Annotated in this window: 18 protein-coding genes; 2 read left to right on the top strand and 16 right to left on the bottom strand. The window is 71.6% G+C overall.

The features are described 5' to 3' along the window. The 9 genes from nusB to mltG form a co-directional block, all read right to left on the bottom strand. On the bottom strand, positions 1-413 hold a 413-nt coding region (nusB, locus tag AC3ET4_RS04280), incomplete at its 3' end, for a transcription antitermination factor NusB (protein ID WP_431946024.1). A 2-nt stretch (positions 414-415) separates the two neighbouring features. Further along, the gene (gene efp / locus AC3ET4_RS04275; RefSeq protein WP_431946022.1) at positions 416-982 is read right to left on the bottom strand and encodes an elongation factor P; all 567 of its coding nucleotides are present in this window, start codon (positions 980-982) and stop codon (positions 416-418) included. Positions 983-1,036: 54 nt separating this feature from the next. Beyond that, positions 1,037-2,146 (bottom strand): M24 family metallopeptidase, encoded by a 1,110-nt coding sequence (locus AC3ET4_RS04270; protein ID WP_431946020.1) that lies wholly within the window; start codon positions 2,144-2,146, stop codon positions 1,037-1,039. Positions 2,147-2,217: 71 nt separating this feature from the next. After that, on the bottom strand, positions 2,218-2,973 hold the full coding sequence (locus tag AC3ET4_RS04265; protein WP_431946018.1) for an AAA family ATPase: 756 nt from the start codon (positions 2,971-2,973) through the stop codon (positions 2,218-2,220). 137 nt (positions 2,974-3,110) lie between these two features. Next, positions 3,111-4,214: a 3-dehydroquinate synthase gene (gene aroB / locus AC3ET4_RS04260; protein WP_431946016.1), complete on the bottom strand. Its 1,104-nt coding sequence runs from the start codon at positions 4,212-4,214 to the stop codon at positions 3,111-3,113. Beyond that, the gene (locus tag AC3ET4_RS04255; RefSeq protein WP_431946014.1) at positions 4,211-4,726 is read right to left on the bottom strand and encodes a shikimate kinase; all 516 of its coding nucleotides are present in this window, start codon (positions 4,724-4,726) and stop codon (positions 4,211-4,213) included. The genes aroB and AC3ET4_RS04255 overlap by 4 nt, the downstream gene beginning before the upstream one ends. Beyond that, entirely contained in the window at positions 4,723-5,907 is a 1,185-nt protein-coding gene (aroC, locus tag AC3ET4_RS04250; protein WP_431946012.1) for a chorismate synthase, read from the bottom strand. The genes AC3ET4_RS04255 and aroC overlap by 4 nt, the downstream gene beginning before the upstream one ends. A gap of 140 nt (positions 5,908-6,047) precedes the next feature. Beyond that, entirely contained in the window at positions 6,048-6,884 is an 837-nt protein-coding gene (locus AC3ET4_RS04245) for a shikimate dehydrogenase (RefSeq protein WP_431946010.1), read from the bottom strand. Beyond that, a complete protein-coding gene (mltG, locus tag AC3ET4_RS04240; protein WP_431946008.1) occupies positions 6,884-8,089 on the bottom strand; it encodes an endolytic transglycosylase MltG in 1,206 nt (401 codons plus the stop codon). The genes AC3ET4_RS04245 and mltG overlap by 1 nt, the downstream gene beginning before the upstream one ends. Here mltG and AC3ET4_RS04235 point away from each other — a divergent pair. Continuing rightward, positions 8,054-8,635 (top strand): hypothetical protein, encoded by a 582-nt coding sequence (locus AC3ET4_RS04235; protein ID WP_431946006.1) that lies wholly within the window; start codon positions 8,054-8,056, stop codon positions 8,633-8,635. The genes mltG and AC3ET4_RS04235 overlap by 36 nt on opposite strands. Positions 8,636-8,741: 106 nt before the next feature. Here AC3ET4_RS04235 and ruvX read toward each other — a convergent pair whose 3' ends face one another. From ruvX to rpsD, 5 genes are all read right to left on the bottom strand, one after another. After that, complete coding sequence (gene ruvX, locus AC3ET4_RS04230) at positions 8,742-9,206, bottom strand: Holliday junction resolvase RuvX (RefSeq protein ID WP_431946004.1); 465 nt, start codon at positions 9,204-9,206, stop codon at positions 8,742-8,744. 8 nt (positions 9,207-9,214) lie between these two features. After that, entirely contained in the window at positions 9,215-11,884 is a 2,670-nt protein-coding gene (gene alaS, locus AC3ET4_RS04225) for an alanine--tRNA ligase (RefSeq protein WP_431946002.1), read from the bottom strand. Next, entirely contained in the window at positions 11,884-12,174 is a 291-nt protein-coding gene (locus tag AC3ET4_RS04220) for a DUF6167 family protein (RefSeq protein WP_431946000.1), read from the bottom strand. The genes alaS and AC3ET4_RS04220 overlap by 1 nt, the downstream gene beginning before the upstream one ends. 5 nt (positions 12,175-12,179) lie before the next feature. Beyond that, entirely contained in the window at positions 12,180-12,602 is a 423-nt protein-coding gene (locus AC3ET4_RS04215; RefSeq protein ID WP_431945998.1) for a DUF948 domain-containing protein, read from the bottom strand. 256 nt (positions 12,603-12,858) lie between these two features. Then, positions 12,859-13,470 carry a 30S ribosomal protein S4 gene (rpsD, locus tag AC3ET4_RS04210; RefSeq protein ID WP_431945996.1) on the bottom strand — a complete coding sequence of 204 codons (612 nt, stop codon included), beginning with the start codon at positions 13,468-13,470 and terminating at the stop codon, positions 12,859-12,861. Between the two features lie 199 nt (positions 13,471-13,669). Here rpsD and AC3ET4_RS04205 point away from each other — a divergent pair, with 199 nt between their 5' ends. Then, positions 13,670-14,383: a DUF2470 domain-containing protein gene (locus AC3ET4_RS04205; RefSeq protein WP_431946040.1), complete on the top strand. Its 714-nt coding sequence runs from the start codon at positions 13,670-13,672 to the stop codon at positions 14,381-14,383. Positions 14,384-14,398: 15 nt separating this feature from the next. Here the strand turns inward: AC3ET4_RS04205 and AC3ET4_RS04200 are convergent, their stop codons facing one another. Further along, entirely contained in the window at positions 14,399-15,748 is a 1,350-nt protein-coding gene (locus AC3ET4_RS04200; RefSeq protein WP_431945994.1) for a replication-associated recombination protein A, read from the bottom strand. A gap of 44 nt (positions 15,749-15,792) precedes the next feature. Next, entirely contained in the window at positions 15,793-16,437 is a 645-nt protein-coding gene (locus AC3ET4_RS04195) for a vitamin K epoxide reductase family protein (RefSeq protein WP_431945992.1), read from the bottom strand. Between the last annotated feature and the right edge of the window lie 194 nt (positions 16,438-16,631).

The raw sequence follows: 16,631 nt of genomic DNA, 5'->3' as shown, positions 1-16,631 counted from the left end.
CCGGGCTTCAGCTCCTTGAGGCGGGCCAGCAGGCCGTTCACGAACGACGGGGAGTCGTCCGTGGAGAATTCCTTGGCCAGCTGCACGGCCTCGTCCAGGACGACGGCGTCGGGGACGGCGTCCTCCCAGATCAGCTCGTAGGCGCCGAGCCGCAGGATGTTCCGGTCGGCCACCGGCATCCGGTCGAGCGTCCAGCCCACGGCGTGCTTCGACAGCAGTTCGTCGATGCGCCTGGCGTGCTCAGCGTACCCCTCGACGAGCTGCATCGTGTATTCGCTGACCGGCGGCTGCCGGTCGTCGGTCCGGGCGAGCCTGATCCAGTCCGCCATGGCGGTCGTGGGATCGACACCCCGCTGCTCCGCCTCGAAGAGGATCTGGAAGGCGCGCTTGCGGGCCTTGTTACGAGCAGCCACGGTTAGCTGGTCACCCGGCCGAGGTACTCACCCGAGCGGGTGTCGACCTTGATCTTCTCACCGGTGGTGATGAAGAGCGGGACGCCGATCTCGTAGCCGGTCTCCAGCTTGGCGGGCTTGGTGCCGCCGGTGGAGCGGTCGCCCTGCACACCGGGCTCGGTGTACTCGATGACCAGCTCGACCGCGGCCGGGAGCTCGATGTAGAGGGGCGAGCCCTCGTACATGGCGACGACCGCCTCGAAGCCCTCCAGGAGGAAGCGGGCCGCGTCACCGACGACCTCGGGAGCGATGTAGACCTGGTCGTACGTGTCCATGTCCATGAACACGAAGCTCTCGCCGTCCTTGTAGGAGAACTGCATCCCCCGCTTGTCGACGTTGGCCGTCTCGACCTTCACGCCGGCGTTGAAGGTCTTGTCGACGACCTTTCCGGAGAGCACGTTCTTGAGCTTCGTACGGACGAAGGCGGGGCCCTTGCCGGGCTTGACGTGCTGGAACTCGACGACGGACCAGAGCTGGCCGCCGTCGAGCTTGAGCACGAGGCCGTTCTTGAGGTCGTTCGTGGTGGCCACGGTTGCGGAATCTCCTGCACTGCTGCTTCGGGGACCGGGAACCGCGGCCGCCCTCTACAGGGCGAGCAGCTCCTTGGTCGTGATGGTGAGTAGCTCGGGCCCGCCGTCCGCCGGTGGACGAACGACGAGTGTGTCGTCGATCCGGACACCGCCGCGGCCCGGGATGTGGACCCCCGGTTCGACGGTGACCGGCACGCAAGCGTCCAGTTTACCCATGGCCGAGGGGCACAACCGAGGGTCCTCGCCGATCTCCAGTCCGACACCGTGTCCGGTGCTCTCCCCCAGCGCCTCGCCGTGGCCTCCGGACTCCAGCACATGGCGCGCCGCGCGGTCGACGTCGCGGCAGGCGGCGCCGGGCGCGAGGGCCTCGCGTCCGGCCCGCTGGGCCGCGAAGACCAGGTCGTACAGCTCGATCTGCCAGTCCGCGGGCGTGGTGCCGATGACGAAGGTGCGCCCCACCTCGCAGCGGTAGCCGCGGTAGCAGGCACCGAGGCAGACCGTGAGGAAGTCGCCCTCCTCGACGCGCCGGTCGGTGGGCAGATGGCGCGCGGCGCCCGAGTGGGGGCCGGTGCCCACGCAGGTCGGGAAGGCCGGCCCGTCGGCCCCGTGGTCGATGAGGCGGCGCTCCAGCTCCAGGGCCAGGTGCCGTTCGGTGCGGCCCACCAGGATCGACTCCAGCAGTTCGCTGAGCGCCTGGTCGGCGATCTCGGCGGCGATCCGCAGCGCGGAGATCTCCTGCTCGTCCTTGACCAGCCGGAGCTGTTCCACAGCCGAGCCGAGGTCGCGCAGACGGACCCCGGGGGCCGCTCCGCCCACCGCGCGGTGCCGCGCGACGGTGAGGTGGTGCTCCTCGACGGCCAGGGCCTCCGCCCTGCGTTCCGCAGCCAGGGCGGCGGCGGTCACCGCCGGATCGCCCTCGGGGCCGGGCAGGACGACAGCCCGTACGTCGTCCGGGAGCCGGCCCTCGGCCAGGTCGCCGGACGGATGACGGGGGTGGACGAGCACGTCCTCGGGCCCCGGTCCCACCAGCAGGACGGTCCCCGGCGGGGCGCAGCCCGTCAGATAGCGGATGTTGGCGGGACGGGAGACCAGCGCCGCCGCCGATCCGGCCGCCGCGCACCGGTCCCGGAGGCGTTCCCTGCGGGCAGCGTGCACCTCGGACATGTGGCGAGCGTACGTCGCGGTCCGCCGGTCGGCCTGTCGAGAGCTGCCGTGCGGCGGCTGCCGGGCGGGGGCTATCGGGCGGGCGGGCCCAGGAGGCTGCGGGTGACCACGCTGTCCAGCGCGGCGGCGGCAGCGGCCACGTCGAGGTGCGAGTTGTCGATGATCGGCAGCCCGGAGCCGTACCAGCCGGCCATGCGGCCGTGGATGCGGGCCACCTCCTCGTCCGACAGCCGCCGGTTGCCGCTGCGCCGGGCGTTGCGGGCCAGCACGACGTCGAGGCCGGGCAGCAGGACGACGGGCAGCAGGCCCGGCCCGACGTGCCGCTTCCAGCCGCCGAGGCCGACGACCGGACGGTCGGGGAAGACCGCGTCGTCGATGATGCAGGAGATGCCGTTGGCCAGGTAGTTGCGGGCCGCGAAGCCGCAGGTGCGGCGCGCGAGGCGGTACTGCGCCTCGGAGTTGTCGTTCCAGCCGGACTGCGGGTCGGCGAAACCGGAGCGGACCCACTCGCGGACGTCGTCCAGGCTGATGTGGGCGGTCGGCGCGCCCCGGTGGTCCGCCCAGTGCCGGGCGATGGTCGTCTTGCCCGCGCCGGCCGCGCCGATCAGCAGGACGGCGACCGGGCCGGGACCGGGCGCGGTGGGGGGCAGCGGAGCGCCGCCGCTGCCGGCCGTCTGAGGGGGCGGCTGGACCGGGTGCTGCACGGGAGCCCCCGTAGCCATGGGGAAGTGGCCGGTGGTGCCCGGAGGCTGCGGCGGGAGCCCTGGCTGCGCCCCCTGTTGCCCACCGCGCGGTGGCGGCAGCGGCGCACCCACGGGATGCTGCATCGAAGCCACTCCGTCCGTACGAGAGCTTTCAGGTCCGACCGAACGGTACCGTGGGCGACCGCAGTTGTGTGAACGGCCGGGCACCCCCCAAGGTGCCCGGCTGTCCGGAAACCGCGGTCCCGCACTCGTGGCGGCGGCTACGAGGAGACCTCCGCATAGGCGGCGAGGAGCACCCCGGGGTCGGGAGCCTCGAGGACGGTCGGCTTGGCGAGGCCGTCCAGGACGATGAAGCGCAGCCGGTCGGCACGGGACTTCTTGTCCACCTTCATCGTCTCCAGCAGCCGCGGCCACTGGTCGCCGCGGTAGGTCAGCGGCAGGCCGACGGACTCCAGGACGGAGCGGTGGCGGTCGGCGGTGGCGTCGTCCAGCCGGCCGGCGAGGCGGCCGAGTTCGGCGGCGAAGACCATGCCGATGGAGACGGCGGCGCCGTGCCGCCAGTTGTAGCGCTCGTTCTTCTCGATGGCGTGGCCCAGCGTGTGGCCGTAGTTGAGGATCTCGCGCGGGCCCGACTCCTTGAGGTCGGCCGAGACCACCTCGGCCTTGACGCGGATGGCGCGCTCGATCAGCTCGGCCGTGTGCGGGCCTCCGGGACCGCGGGCGGCGGCCGGATCCTGTTCGATCAGGTCCAGGATCACCGGGTCGGCGATGAATCCCGCCTTGATGATCTCGGCGAGTCCGCTGACGTAGTCGTTGACCGGCAGCGACTCCAGGGCCGCGAGGTCGCAGAGCACCCCGGCGGGCGGATGGAAGGCGCCGACGAGGTTCTTGCCCTCGGCGGTGTTGACGCCGGTCTTGCCACCGACCGCGGCGTCCACCATGCCGAGCACGGTGGTCGGCACGGCGACCCATCGGACCCCGCGCAGCCACGTCGCCGCGACGAACCCGGCGAGATCGGTGGTGGCGCCGCCGCCGACGCCGACGACGACATCCGTCCGGGTGAATCCCGACTGGCCGAGCGCCCGCCAGCAGTACGCCGCGACCTCGGCGGTCTTGGCCTCCTCGGCGTTGGGCACCTGGATGGCGACGGCCTCGTAGCCCTGCTCCGCAAGGTCCTCGCGCAGCGCCTGGCCGGTGGCCTCCAGGGCCTCGGGGTGGATGACGGCGACCCGGGCCGCCTTGTCCCCGATCATGCCGGGCAGCTCGCCGAGCAGTTGCCGGCCGACCAGCACCTCGTACTGCTCAGTGCCCTCACTGCCCCCGACCCGGATGCGGACGGGGGTGTGGGCGGCGTTCTCCGTCATGCGTTCTTCAGCTCCAGTGCGTCCAGGACGGCCTCCGCGACGTCCTCGGGGGTCCGGGCTCCCGTCTCGACCACGGCGCGGGCGACCTCGGTGTACAGCGGGCGGCGCGCCTCCATCAGCTCGCGCCACTGCCGCCGCGGGTTGACGGCGAGCAGGGGTCGGGCGGTGTCGAGGCCGACGCGCTTGACCGCCTCGGCGACGTCCATGTCGAGAAAGACCACGGGCAGCCCGGTAAGGAGCCGGCGGATGCGCTCGTCGAGGATCGCGCCGCCGCCGAGCGCGAGCACGCCCCGGTGCTCGGCGAGCGCCACACGGACGGCTTCCGCCTCCAGCGCGCGGAAGTGCTCCTCTCCGTCCTCGACGAAGATGTCCGCGATCGACCGGCCCTCGGCCTCGACGATGTCCGCGTCGGTGTCGCGGCAGGTCGTGCCCAGCCGCTGGGCGAGCAGTTCGCCGACGGTGGTCTTGCCGACCCCCATCGGGCCCACCAGGACGACGACCGGCGCGCTCACCGGATCGCCAGGTTCTCGAGGTAGCCGCGCACGTTGCGGCGGGTCTCGGTGACGCTGTCCCCGCCGAACTTCTCCGCGACCGCGTCGGCCAGGACCAGGGCGACCATCGCCTCGGCGACGATGCCCGCGGCCGGGACGGCGCAGACGTCGGAGCGCTGGTGGTGGGCGTGGGCGGCCTCGCCGGTGGCCACGTCCACGGTGGCCAGAGCGCGCGGCACGGTGGCGATGGGCTTCATCGCGGCCCGTACCCGCAGCAGTTCGCCGGTCGTCAGGCCCCCCTCTGTGCCTCCCGAGCGGCCGGTGGAGCGGCGGATGCCGTCCTCGGTGGACACGATCTCGTCGTGCGCCTTGGAGCCGGGGACGCGGGCGAGGTCGAAGCCGTCACCGACCTCGACGCCCTTGATGGCCTGGATGCCCATGAGGGCGGCGGCCAGCCGGGCGTCCAGCCGGCGGTCCCAGTGCACGTGGCTGCCGAGGCCGACCGGCACACCGTAGGCGAGCACCTCGACGACACCGCCGAGCGTGTCGCCGTCCTTGTGGGCCTGGTCGATCTCGGCGACCATCCGCTTGCTCGCGTCGGCGTCCAGGCAGCGCACGGGGTCGGCGTCGAGCCGCTCGACATCCTCGGGGGTGGGGTACACGCCGTGCGGGGCCTTGGCCGCGGCGAGCTCCACCACATGGGAGACGATCTCGATGCCGGCCGTCTCCTTGAGGTAGGAGCGGGCCACCGCGCCGAGGGCGACGCGGGCGGCGGTCTCACGGGCGGAGGCGCGCTCCAGGATCGGCCGGGCCTCGTCGAAGCCGTACTTCTGCATGCCGGCGAGGTCGGCGTGGCCGGGGCGCGGCCGGGTCAGCGGGGCGTTGCGGGCGAGCCCGGCGAGGACCTCGGGGTCCACCGGATCGGCCGCCATGACCTGCTCCCACTTGGGCCACTCGGTGTTCCCCACCATAATCGCGACCGGGGAGCCGAGGGTGAGACCGTGGCGCACTCCGCCGAGGAAGGTGACCTGGTCCTGCTCGAACGTCATCCGGGCACCGCGGCCATAGCCGAGCCGCCGCCGCGCGAGGTGCTCCGCCACCATCTCGGTGGTGATCGGCACACCGGAGGGGAGACCCTCCAGCGTCGCGACGAGTGCGGGGCCGTGCGACTCCCCCGCGGTCAGCCAGCGCAACCTGCTCAACGGTGCTCGCTCCTTCATCATCGCCCGGGCGCCGTGGGGCGGACCGGACCATCCGTGCGTTATCCGATCCTCGCACGTCCGGCGGCGTAGGCGGCGCGCGGTCCGCTGGACGGACGGCGCCGTGGGCTTCCCGAAGCCGCTCAGGAGCGGTGCAGCGCCGCCTCTCCGGCCGCCCGCATGGCGGCCAGGGGGGCTGGGCCGCGGCCGGTCATCAGCTCCACCTGCAGCACCGCCTGGTGCACCAGCAGGTCGAGCCCCCCGACGACGGCCCCGCCGCGCCCCGCCCACGCAGAGGACAGTGCGGTGGGCCACGGGTCGTACAGCACGTCGAAGAGGGTGCCGGGCCGCTGCGGCACGGCGGCGGCAAGCGCGTCCGCGGTGCCCGCCGGTGTCGTGGAGATCACCAGGGGCGCGGTGAGGGCCTCGGCGGCGTCCTTCCACTCGGCCGTCCGCACGGCCACCCCGAGCCGCTCGCCCCACTGCCGCATCTCGGCGGCGCGGGTTTCGCTGCGCACGTACGCGGTGACCTCCCCGTCGCAGATCTGCGCCAGCGCGGCCAGCGCCGAGGAGGCGGTCGCCCCCGCGCCGAGGACGGCGGCGGAGCCGACGCGTCCGACACCGCGCTCGCGCAGCGCCGCCACCATGCCCGGGATGTCGGTGTTGTCGCCCACGCGGCGGCCGTCCTCGGTCAGGACCAGGGTGTTGACGGCCTCCACGGCTGAGGCGGTGTCGCTGATCTCGTCGAGCAGCGGGATGACCGCCCGCTTCAGGGGCATGGTCAGCGAGAGACCGGCCCACCGCTCGCCGCTTTCGGCGAGCCCGGCCAGGAAGCCGGGCAGCGCGGCCTCGTCGACCTCGAAGCGGCCGTACGTCCAGTCGGTCAGGCCGAGTTCCGCGTAGGCGGCGCGGTGCAGCACCGGGGACAGGGAGTGCGCGATCGGCGACCCGAGGACCGCCGCGCGCGTTCCGTCGCTCATCAGCCGCCGTGCTCCCGCTGGTACCGGTTGAACTCCTCGACGTTCTTGTCGTGCTCGGCCTGGCTCTTCGTGAAGCGCGTGTCACCCGGCTTGACCGTCACGAAGAACAACCAGTCGCCCTTCGTCGGGTGGAGTGCCGCGTCGACGGCCTGGTGCCCGGGGTTCCCGATCGGACCTGGCGGCAGGCCCTTGTGGTTGTACGTGTTGTACGGCGACGGGTCCCTGGTGTCGGCCTTGGAGGTGTTGAGGGTGCTCCGGCCCTTGGCGTAGTTGATGGTCGAGTCGAATCCCAGTGGCATGTACTCGTCCAGCCGGTTGTAGATGACCCGCGAGACCTTCCCGAACTCGTGGTCCTCCTTCGCCTCGGCCTGCACCAGACTGGCGATGGTGACGACCTCGTGCGGCGTCATCCCCACCTTCTTCGCCTGGTTCACCAGGTCGTCCCTGGTGTACTCCGCGTTGGCCCGCTTGACCATCTGCTTGAGGAGGTCCACGGGTTTGGAGTCCTTGCCGACGCTGTACCGCGAGGGGAAGAGGAAACCCTCCAAGGGATCCGAGATCGCGGGGCCGTCGTCCGCCCACTCGGGCAGCCCCAACGAGTCCACCTGCTCCTTCGCGACCTTGGCCGTGGCGCCCTTGTCGAGGCCCAGCTTGGCGTCGATCATCTGGTAGATCTGCGTGTCGCGCAGGCCCTCAGCGATGATCAGGACGTTCTGCGACTTGGGGTCGAGCATCATCGTCACGGCACTGGAGGCCGACATCTCCTTGTGCAGCACATAGACGCCCGCCTGGATGGTGCCGCCCTTGGGGTTGTTGGCTACAGCCGTGGTGAAGGCGTCGACGCTCTTGACCACGCCGGCCCGCTTGAGGATGTTGCCGATCTGGATGCCGCTCGCGCCCTGCGGGACCTCGATCTGGACCTCGCCGCTGCCCTGCCCCGCGAAGTCCGGCGGCGGGCCGAAGTTGCTCTGGTAGTAGCGGTAGCCGAACCAGCCGCCGCCCGCGATGCCGCCGCCGAGGACGACCAGCACCACGAGGCACGCCACGCCGGAGCGCCGCTTCTTGCCGCCCGTCCCGCCCTTGCCGCCCTTGCCCGCGCGGCCGCGCCGGTCGTTGCGGCCGGACTGCGGCTCGTCCTCCTCGTCGTCGTCCGCGCCGGAGAAGAAGGAGTGGTCGTCGGCGGCGCCCGCCTCGTCGTCCCACAAGGGGGCGTCCTGCTCGACCGGTCGGGAGCGCTGGGCCTGCTGCTGTTGCAGCGACTGGTGTTGCGCCTGCTGCGGCTGGTGGGCCTGCTGGTACTGCTGCTGTTCCGGATGCCGCTGGTCGGGCCGCTGCGGCGGCGGGTACCCGTCCTGCCCGTAGTAGTCGGGCTGCTGCTGGCCGCCGTAGCCGTCGTGGCCGTAGCCCGCCGGGGCGCCCCAGGAGTCGTACTGCTGCTGCTGAGGGTCGTACGGGTGCTGCTGCTGACCGGTGCTGCCGTACGGGTCCCAGCCACCCTGCTGCTGGTACTGAGGGTGCTGTTGCTGCTGGGGGTGCTGTTGGTGCTGAGGGTGCTGGGATTGCTGCTGGTACTGGGAATACTGCTGCTGCTGCTGCTGCTGCTGCTGTTGTTGCTGCTGCTGCTGTTGTTGTTGTTGCTGAAGGTGCTGCTGCTGCGCCCATTGATCACCGAAGAGAGGGTCTTCGGGGTGCCATGCTTCGGAGCCCGGGCTCCGGCCATAGTCAGTCATCGATCCCCTACGGTTCGGTGAGGCGGCAGCAGGCCGGCGCTTGATCGGCGCGGGCGGGTCCCACCGCCCGCACCCACGTTTCTCACTGTGGTGGCACCGTGCTGCGCGGAACGTTACCGTACCGCGATCAGATAAGCGGTTCGACGCTCTCACCCGGTTCTTTACCAGACACCCGTTCGGTCTCGAGCGCGCTCTGCAGGATGACCACGGCCGCCGCCTGATCGACGACGGAACGTCCCTTCTTCGCCTTGACGCCCGATGCGCGCAGGCCCTGCGTCGCCGTCACGGTGGTCATCCGCTCGTCCACCAGGCGCACCGGAACCGGGGATATGATCTGCGCCACATCCTGGGCGAAGCCGCGGGCCTTGGCCGCGGCCAGCCCCTCCCGCCCGTTGAGCGAGCGGGGCAGGCCGACCAGAACCTCGATCGGCTCGTACTCCTCGACGATCTGCGCGATCCGGCGGCGCGCGGCCGGGACGTCCCGGCCGGGCACCGTCTCGACGGGTGTGGCGATCAGCCCGTCGGGGTCGCACGAGGCGACCCCGATGCGGGCGTCCCCGACGTCGATCGCGATCCTGCGACCCCTGCGCATCGCCGGCCTCAGGCCGTCTCGGCGACCAGACGCTGCACGGCGGCGATGGCCTCGCCGACCGCGTCGGCGTTCTGGCCGCCGCCCTGGGCGACGTCCGGCTTGCCGCCACCGCCGCCACCCAGGGTCTTGGCGGCGGTGCGGACGAGCTCGCCGGCCTTCAGGCCGCGCTCACGGGCCGCCTCGTTGGTGGCGATGACGGTCAGCGGGCGGTCGCCCGCCACGGCGAACAGGGCCACGACGGCGGCGCGGCCGCCGCCGATCCGCTGGCGGACGTCCAGCACGAGCTTGCGCAGGTCGTCGGCGCCGGTGCCGTCCGGGACCTGACCGGTCACCACGGCGACGCCCTTGATGTCCTCGGCGGACTCGGCGAGGCCCGCGGCGGCCTGCAGGACCTTCTCGGCGCGGAAGCGCTCGATCTCCTTCTCGGCCTCCTTGAGCTTGGCGAGCATGCCGGAGATCTTCTCCGGGAGCTCCTCCGGACGGCCCTTGACCAGCTGCTGGAGTTGGGCGACGACCGTGTGCTCACGGGCCAGGAAGTTGTAGGCGTCCACGCCGACCAGGGCCTCGACCCGGCGCACGCCGGAGCCGATCGAGGACTCGCCGAGGAGCTTCACCAGGCCCAGCTGGGCGGTGTTGTGGACGTGCGTGCCGCCGCAGAGCTCCTTGGAGTAGTCGCCGATCGTCACGACGCGCACCCGCTCGCCGTACTTCTCGCCGAACTCGGCGATGGCGCCCTGCTTCTTGGCCTCGTCGATGCTCATGATCTCGGCGGTGACGTCGAGTTCCCGGGCGAGCACGGCGTTGATCTTCTGCTCGACGTCGGTCAGCACGCTTCCCGGCACGGCGGCCGGCGAGCCGAAGTCGAAGCGGAAGCGGCCAGGGGAGTTCTCAGAACCGGCCTGGGCGGCGGTGGGGCCGAGGGCGTCACGCAGCGCCTGGTGGGTCAGGTGGGTGGCGCTGTGGGCGCGGGCGATGGCCCGGCGGCGGCCGAGGTCGATCTTGGCGAACGCGCCGGAGCCGATGGTCACCTCGCCGACCTGCACGCTGCCCTTGTGCACGGTGACGCCCGGCACGGGCTGTTGCACGTCGCGGACCTCGATGACGGCGCCCGAGTCGGTGCGGATCCGGCCCGTGTCGGCGAGCTGGCCGCCGCCCTCGGCGTAGAAGGGGGTCCGGTCCAGGATGACCTCGACCTCGTCGCCCTCGTTGGCGGCCGGCGAGGGGACGCCGTCGACCAGCAGGCCGACGACGCTGGCCTCGCCCTCGTTGTCGCTGTAGCCGGTGAAGACGGTGCTGCCGGCCGTGTCGGCGATCGAACGGTACGCCGACATGTCGACATGGCCGCTCTTCTTCACCAGGGCGTCCGCCTTGGCGCGGTCCCGCTGCTCCTTCATCAGGCGGCGGAAGCCGTCCTCGTCCACCGACAGACCCTGCTCGGCGGCCATTTCGAGGGTGAGGTCGATCGGGAAGCCCCAGGTGTCGTGGAGCAGGAAGGCCTTGTCGCCGGGCAGCACTCCGGAGCCGGCGGCCTTCGCCTCGGTGACGGCGGTGTCCAGCACATTGGTGCCGGCCTTCAGCGTCTTGAGGAAGCGGGACTCCTCGGCGAGGGCGACCGTCTCGATGCGCTTGCGGTCCTCGACGAGCTCCGGGTACTGCTGGCCCATCGTCTTGATGACGGTGTCCACGAGGTCCCCGACAACGGCGTCCGTGGCCCCGAGCAGCCGCATGTTGCGGATGGCGCGGCGCATGATGCGGCGCAGCACATAGCCGCGGCCCTCGTTGCCGGGAGTGACGCCGTCGCCGATGAGCATGACCGAGGTGCGCATGTGGTCGGCGACGACGCGCAGCGAGACGTCGGACTCGTGGGCGGCGCCATAGGCGACGCCGGTGAGTTCGGTGGCCTTGTCGATGACGGCGCGCAGGGTGTCGGTCTCGTACATGTTCTGCACGTCCTGCAGGATCATGGCGAGACGCTCGAGACCGAGGCCGGTGTCGATGTTCTTGGCGGGCAGGTCGCCGAGGATCGGGAACTCCTCCTTGCCGCTGCCCTCCCCGCGCTCGTACTGCATGAAGACGAGGTTCCAGATCTCCACGTACCGCTCGTCGTTGACGGCGGGGCCGCCCGGGGCGCCGAACTCGGGGCCGCGGTCGTAGTTGATCTCGGAGCACGGACCACAGGGCCCGGGGACGCCCATGGACCAGAAGTTGTCCTTCATGCCCAGACGCTGGATGCGCTCGGCGGGCACGCCCACGACCTCGCGCCAGATCCGCTCGGCCTCGTCGTCGTCCTTGTAGACGGTGATCCACAGCCGCTCGGGGTCGAGGCCGTAACCGCCGTCCGCCACGGGAGTGGTGAGCAGCTCCCAGGCGAGCTTGATGGCCCCTTCCTTGAAGTAGTCGCCGAAGGAGAAGTTGCCGCACATCTGGAAGAACGTGCCGTGCCGCGTGGTCTTGCCGACCTCTTCGATGTCGGGCGTGCGGACGCACTTCTGCACGCTGGTGGCGCGCGGGAAGGGCGGCTTGACCTCGCCCAGGAAGTAGGGCTTGAACGGGACCATGCCCGCGGGCACCAGAAGGAGCGTCGGGTCGTCGGCGATGAGCGACGCCGAGGGCACGACGGTGTGCCCGCGCTCCTCGAAGAAACGCAGCCAGCGGCGGCGGATTTCTGCCGACTCCATCAGTGTTCGTCCTTCCGGTGGTGGTACGAGATCGCCGGCCGCGGGGCCGGCATGTCGAGGTCGGGGGCCGTGCGGCCCAGTGCGTCGTTGAGCTGTTCCTCGCGCTCGGCCATGCCGGCGCGGACGTCCTGCGCGAAGGTGCGCAATCGGCCCCCGGCCTCGAGGGCCTTGTCGGCCGCCTTCGCGGCGAGGCTTTCGGGGGTCAGGCTGCGGATCTTGCGATGGACCTTGTTGGTGGCCCACACCCCGGCTGCGGCACCGGCGGTGAACCAGAAGGCACGGCGGAACATGCAGGTCAGCCCCTTGGTTTGCGGCTGCGGGCGGACGGGAGCGTCCGGCCGACGACCACGGTGCGCTTCTTGCCCGCGCCCTTGGTCTGGAGGGTGACCGCGCGCCGTACGCCGTAGCCGAAGGCCGCGACCTTCACGAGGGGGCCTCCGAAGGCGGAGGCGACGGTCGTGGACAGGGCGGAGGCGTTGGCGGTCACCTCGGCGACGTCGGAGGTGATGGTGTCCACGCGGGCCAGCTGGGCGTGGGCCGCGCGGACCGCGTCGGAGGCCTCGCCCAGCAAGGGCACGGCCTGGTCGGTCACCTCCGCCACCAGTCGGGTGGCCTCACGGAGAGCCTGGGCGAGACGCACGAGTGCCACGGCGAGGAACGACACCAGGATCGCCCAGAAGACGGCCACGATGAGGCCGGCCACCTCTCCACCGGACACGTCGCCACTCCCTCGGATCCACCGCGCCACACCAGGTACCGATCAGATACCGACCTTATCGCGACAGGCGGCGCGCTCCGTACCGCGTTGCGGGCCGGTGCCGCCCGCGACCGTCCTCGCCCGACCGGACCCGGCCATACCTTCCGTTCATCGGCCCGCACCCTGCGTCGCCCTCGGGCGGGGAACGCGAAAGCCCCGGCGCCCCGCCGGAAGAGCGGGGCGCCGGGGCTGACGTGCGCGCCGGGTGCGGCAGGCGTCAGCGAGCGTAGTACTCGACGACGAGCTGCTCGTCGCAGATCACGGGGACCTCACGACGGTTCGGCAGGCGGTCCAGGCGGAAGGCCAACGCCTGCAGGTTGACCTGCAGGTACTTCGGGGTCTCGCCCTCGCCGGCCCAGCCGCCCTCGCGGGCGACCTGGAACGGGGTCTTGGAGCGGGAGCGCTCGCGGACCATCACGACGTCGTCGGGGGCGACGCGGTAGGACGGCTTGTCGACCTTGTGGCCGTTGACCTCGATGTGGCCGTGGACGACCATCTGACGGGCCTGGTAGATGGTGCGGGCCAGGCCGGCGCGCAGGACGAGGGCGTCCAGGCGGCGCTCGAGCTCGACGATCAGGGCCTCGCCCGTCTTGCCGCTGACCTTGCGGGCGCGGTCGTAGGCGCGGACCATCTGGCGCTCGGAGATGTCGTACTGCGCGCGCAGACGCTGCTTCTCCAGCAGTCGGACCTTGTAGTCACTGTTCTGCTTGCGGCCACGGCCGTGCTCGCCCGGCGGGTAGGGACGGGCCTCGAAGTACTTGACGGCCTTCGGCGTCAGGGCGATGCCGAGGGCACGCGACTTCTTGACCTTGGGACGCGACTGGTTCACGTTTCCCAGACCTCCATGTAAGTTAGGTAAGGCTTACCTTAGCGAAGGAGATCGTATGTCGCGCCCTGGGAACACCACGCGCATCACAGACAGTGCCAGCGCCGCACAGGGCGCCGTCGACGCCTCAGCGGGCGCCGACATGACGGAGGTCCGATCAGCTCATGGTCAGCCGCGTCCCGACGGGCATGAAACCGCCCGACTGCCGTCAGCAGCCGAGCGCACACGAACTCTCGTACAGAGTACCGCCTCCGCCATCCTGGTGATTCCCGGCCTGGTGCCCGACCTCCCCGAACTGATGGTTCCCGAGGGGCGCACCGTCGGGGCGGACGGGGACCTCTTCCTGCTGCTTCCCGCGGAATCGCCCGCCGTCAGGGCCGCCGCCCGCGCCGAGGACGACGAGCTCACGGCTGTGCTCGACATCACGGACGTCGCCCCGGTCGCGGTGCCGGGACGCATCCGCGGCCGCGCCTGGATCGCGGGCTGGCTCACCGCTGCGCGCGACCTGCCGGCTCCTGCCGGGAAGGCGCTGCTGCGGCTGGAGGTCGGCGAGGCGTCGGTGGACGACCTGTGGGGCGCGGAGGCGGTGGAGCCGGACGAGTTCGCCGCGGCCCGCCCCGACCCCCTCGTCGACCACGAGGCCGACCTGCTGCAGCACCTCGCGGCCGCCCACGCCGACCAGGTGGGATGGCTGTGCGCGCTTGCGGGAGGCGCCGGCGCCTGCCGCGGCGAACCGACCGCCGCGGTGCCGCTCGCCCTGGACCGCTTCGGCCTGCGGGTGCGCTTCACCGGCGCGGACGGCACCTTCGACGCCCGCTTCGAGTTCCTGGAGCCGATTCGCGGCCACGCCGACCTGCACCGCGCCATGCACACGCTCTTCGACGCCGCGCGCGAGGCCGCCGCACGCGAGCGCTGACCCCACGACGGCCGGCTACTCCCCCGCCAGCCGCTCCCTGACCCGCTCCAGCACATCGGCGTACCGCGCCTCGGCCCCGTACCGGGTCGGCTCGTAATAGCGCCGACCGTGGATCTCGTCCGGCGCGTACTGCTGGGCCGCGATGGCGCCGGGAAGATCGTGCGGATACTGGTAGCCCTTGCCGTGGCCGAGCTTCGCGGCGCCCTTGTAGTGACTGTCGCGCAGATGGGCCGGGACCGGGCCGGCCTTGCCGGCGCGTACGTCGGCCAGGGCGGCCCCGATGGCCGTCGTCGCCGCGTTGGACTTGGGGGCGAGGGCGAGCGCGATCGTGGCGTGGCTGAGGGTCAGCGCGGCTTCCGGGAAGCCGATCATCGCCACCGCCTGGGCGGCGGCAACCGCCGTGGGCAGCGCGGTCGGGTCGGCCAGGCCGATGTCCTCGCTGGCGGAGATCATCAAGCGGCGGGCGATGAACCGCGGGTCCTCCCCCGCCTCGATCATGCGGGCCAGGTAGTGCAGGGCGGCGTCCACATCCGAGCCGCGGATGGACTTGATCAGCGCGCTCGCCACGTCGTAGTGCTGGTCGCCGTCGCGGTCGTAGGTCACGGCGGCGCGGTCGACGGTCTCCTCGAGGGTGCTCAGGGAGATCTCCGGCTCCCCCTTGGCCAGGGCCGCGCCCGCGCCCGCCTCCAGGGCCGTCAGCGCCCGGCGGGCGTCCCCGCCGGCGATCCGCAGCAGGTGCTCCTCGGTGTCCTCCGGCAGGGTGACCGCGCCCTTCAGGCCGCGCTCGTCGGTGAGCGCCCGGCGCAGCAGGCCGCGCAGGTCGTCGTCGGTCAGCGGCTCCAGAGTGAGCAGGAGGGACCGGGACAGCAGCGGGGAGATGACCGAGAAGTACGGGTTCTCGGTGGTGGCGGCGATCAGGGTGACCCAGCGGTTCTCCACCGCGGGCAGCAGGGAGTCCTGCTGTGCCTTGCTGAAGCGGTGGATCTCGTCCAGGAAGAGCACGGTGTCGCGGCCGTAGCCGCCGGACTCCCGCTTGGCGCTCTCGATGACCGCGCGGACCTCCTTGACGCCCGCGGTGATCGCCGAAAGCTCGACGAAGCGCTTCTTGGTGGCGTGGCTGACGACGTAGGCGAGGGTCGTCTTGCCGATGCCGGGCGGGCCCCAGAGGATCACCGAGGACGGTCCCGCCGGTCCGCCGCCGCCCTCGCCGACCAGGCGCCGCAGCGGCGAGCCGGGGCGCAGCAGATGGCCCTGCCCCACGACCTCGTCGAGGGTGCGCGGGCGCATCCGTACGGCCAGCGGACTGCCTCCGGGCTCCCTGGACTGGCGTTCCTCTGCGGCGGCGGTGAACAGGTCGGGCTCCACGGCAATGAAGCCTATGCCACCGCGCCGACAGCGCGGCGCCGCCGTCAGATCAGGGTGCTCCAGTACGTCCACCAGCGGGTCAGGATCGCCACCGCGATCACCCCGTACCAGAGCACGGGGACGACCCAGTGGAACTCCAGGACGAGGTCGCGGACCCGGGCGGGCGCCGGGATGATCCGGTGCTTGAGGTTGTGGACGAGGGTGTACCAGAACAGCGCGATGGTCACGACCCAGGCCAGCGAGCACCACAGGCACAGCGAGCCGATGTTGTACAGCGACTGGTACTGCAGCCACGTCACGAAGCAGACGCCGAAGAGCGTGCCGGCCTGCAGTCCGAGCCAGAACCACCGGCGGTACCGGGCGCCGGCCAGCATCCCCACGGCAAGAGCGACGACGACGGGGTAGGCGACCATGCCGATCATCGGGTTGGGGAAGCCGAAGGCCGCCGCCTGCTCGCTCTTCATGATGTTGCCGCAGGAGATGATCGGGTTCAGGCTGCAGCCGGGGACGAAGTTCGGGTCCTCCAGCAGCTTGAACTTGTCGATCGTGATGACCCACGAGGCGAGCAGGCCGAGCGCACCGCAGACCGCGAGCAGCCAGGTGAAGGCCTTGCCCGCGCCGATGAGTCCGTCCGCGGACTCCTGGCTCCCGCTGTCCGTGCGAGCCGCGTCAACCGCCGTAGTCACCATGTCGCCGTTTCCGTGGGTCGGGGATGTGCCGCACTGCCCAACGCGCCGAACCCGCAGGAAGTGCCGGGTCCCATGGTGCCGTGTCACCCACGCGAGGGACAACGGCAGGGCGGGCGAGTGGAGTTCGACCGCGTACCGTACCCATGCCGTAGCCATGTGTTACCACATCCCACTCGACCCCGGTCTACATATCG

The sequence above is a fragment of the Actinacidiphila sp. bgisy167 genome (genome assembly GCF_057707665.1).
The sequence above is the reverse complement of the archived record's forward strand: the minus strand, read 5'-3'. Positions and strand labels throughout refer to the sequence as shown.

Excerpts from the sequence above, each read along its gene's own strand:
- AC3ET4_RS04245 (WP_431946010.1), bottom strand. The coding sequence starts at position 6,884 with ATGAGCGACGGAACGCGCGCGGCGGTCCTCGGGTCGCCGATCGCGCAC.
- AC3ET4_RS04220 (WP_431946000.1), bottom strand. The coding sequence starts at position 12,174 with ATGTTCCGCCGTGCCTTCTGGTTCACCGCCGGTGCCGCAGCCGGGGTG.
- alaS (WP_431946002.1), bottom strand. The coding sequence starts at position 11,884 with ATGGAGTCGGCAGAAATCCGCCGCCGCTGGCTGCGTTTCTTCGAGGAG.
- ruvX (WP_431946004.1), bottom strand. The coding sequence starts at position 9,206 with ATGCGCAGGGGTCGCAGGATCGCGATCGACGTCGGGGACGCCCGCATC.
- aroB (WP_431946016.1), bottom strand. The coding sequence starts at position 4,214 with ATGACGGAGAACGCCGCCCACACCCCCGTCCGCATCCGGGTCGGGGGC.
- AC3ET4_RS04195 (WP_431945992.1), bottom strand. The coding sequence starts at position 16,437 with ATGGTGACTACGGCGGTTGACGCGGCTCGCACGGACAGCGGGAGCCAG.
- AC3ET4_RS04270 (WP_431946020.1), bottom strand. The coding sequence starts at position 2,146 with ATGTCCGAGGTGCACGCTGCCCGCAGGGAACGCCTCCGGGACCGGTGC.
- AC3ET4_RS04265 (WP_431946018.1), bottom strand. The coding sequence starts at position 2,973 with ATGCAGCATCCCGTGGGTGCGCCGCTGCCGCCACCGCGCGGTGGGCAA.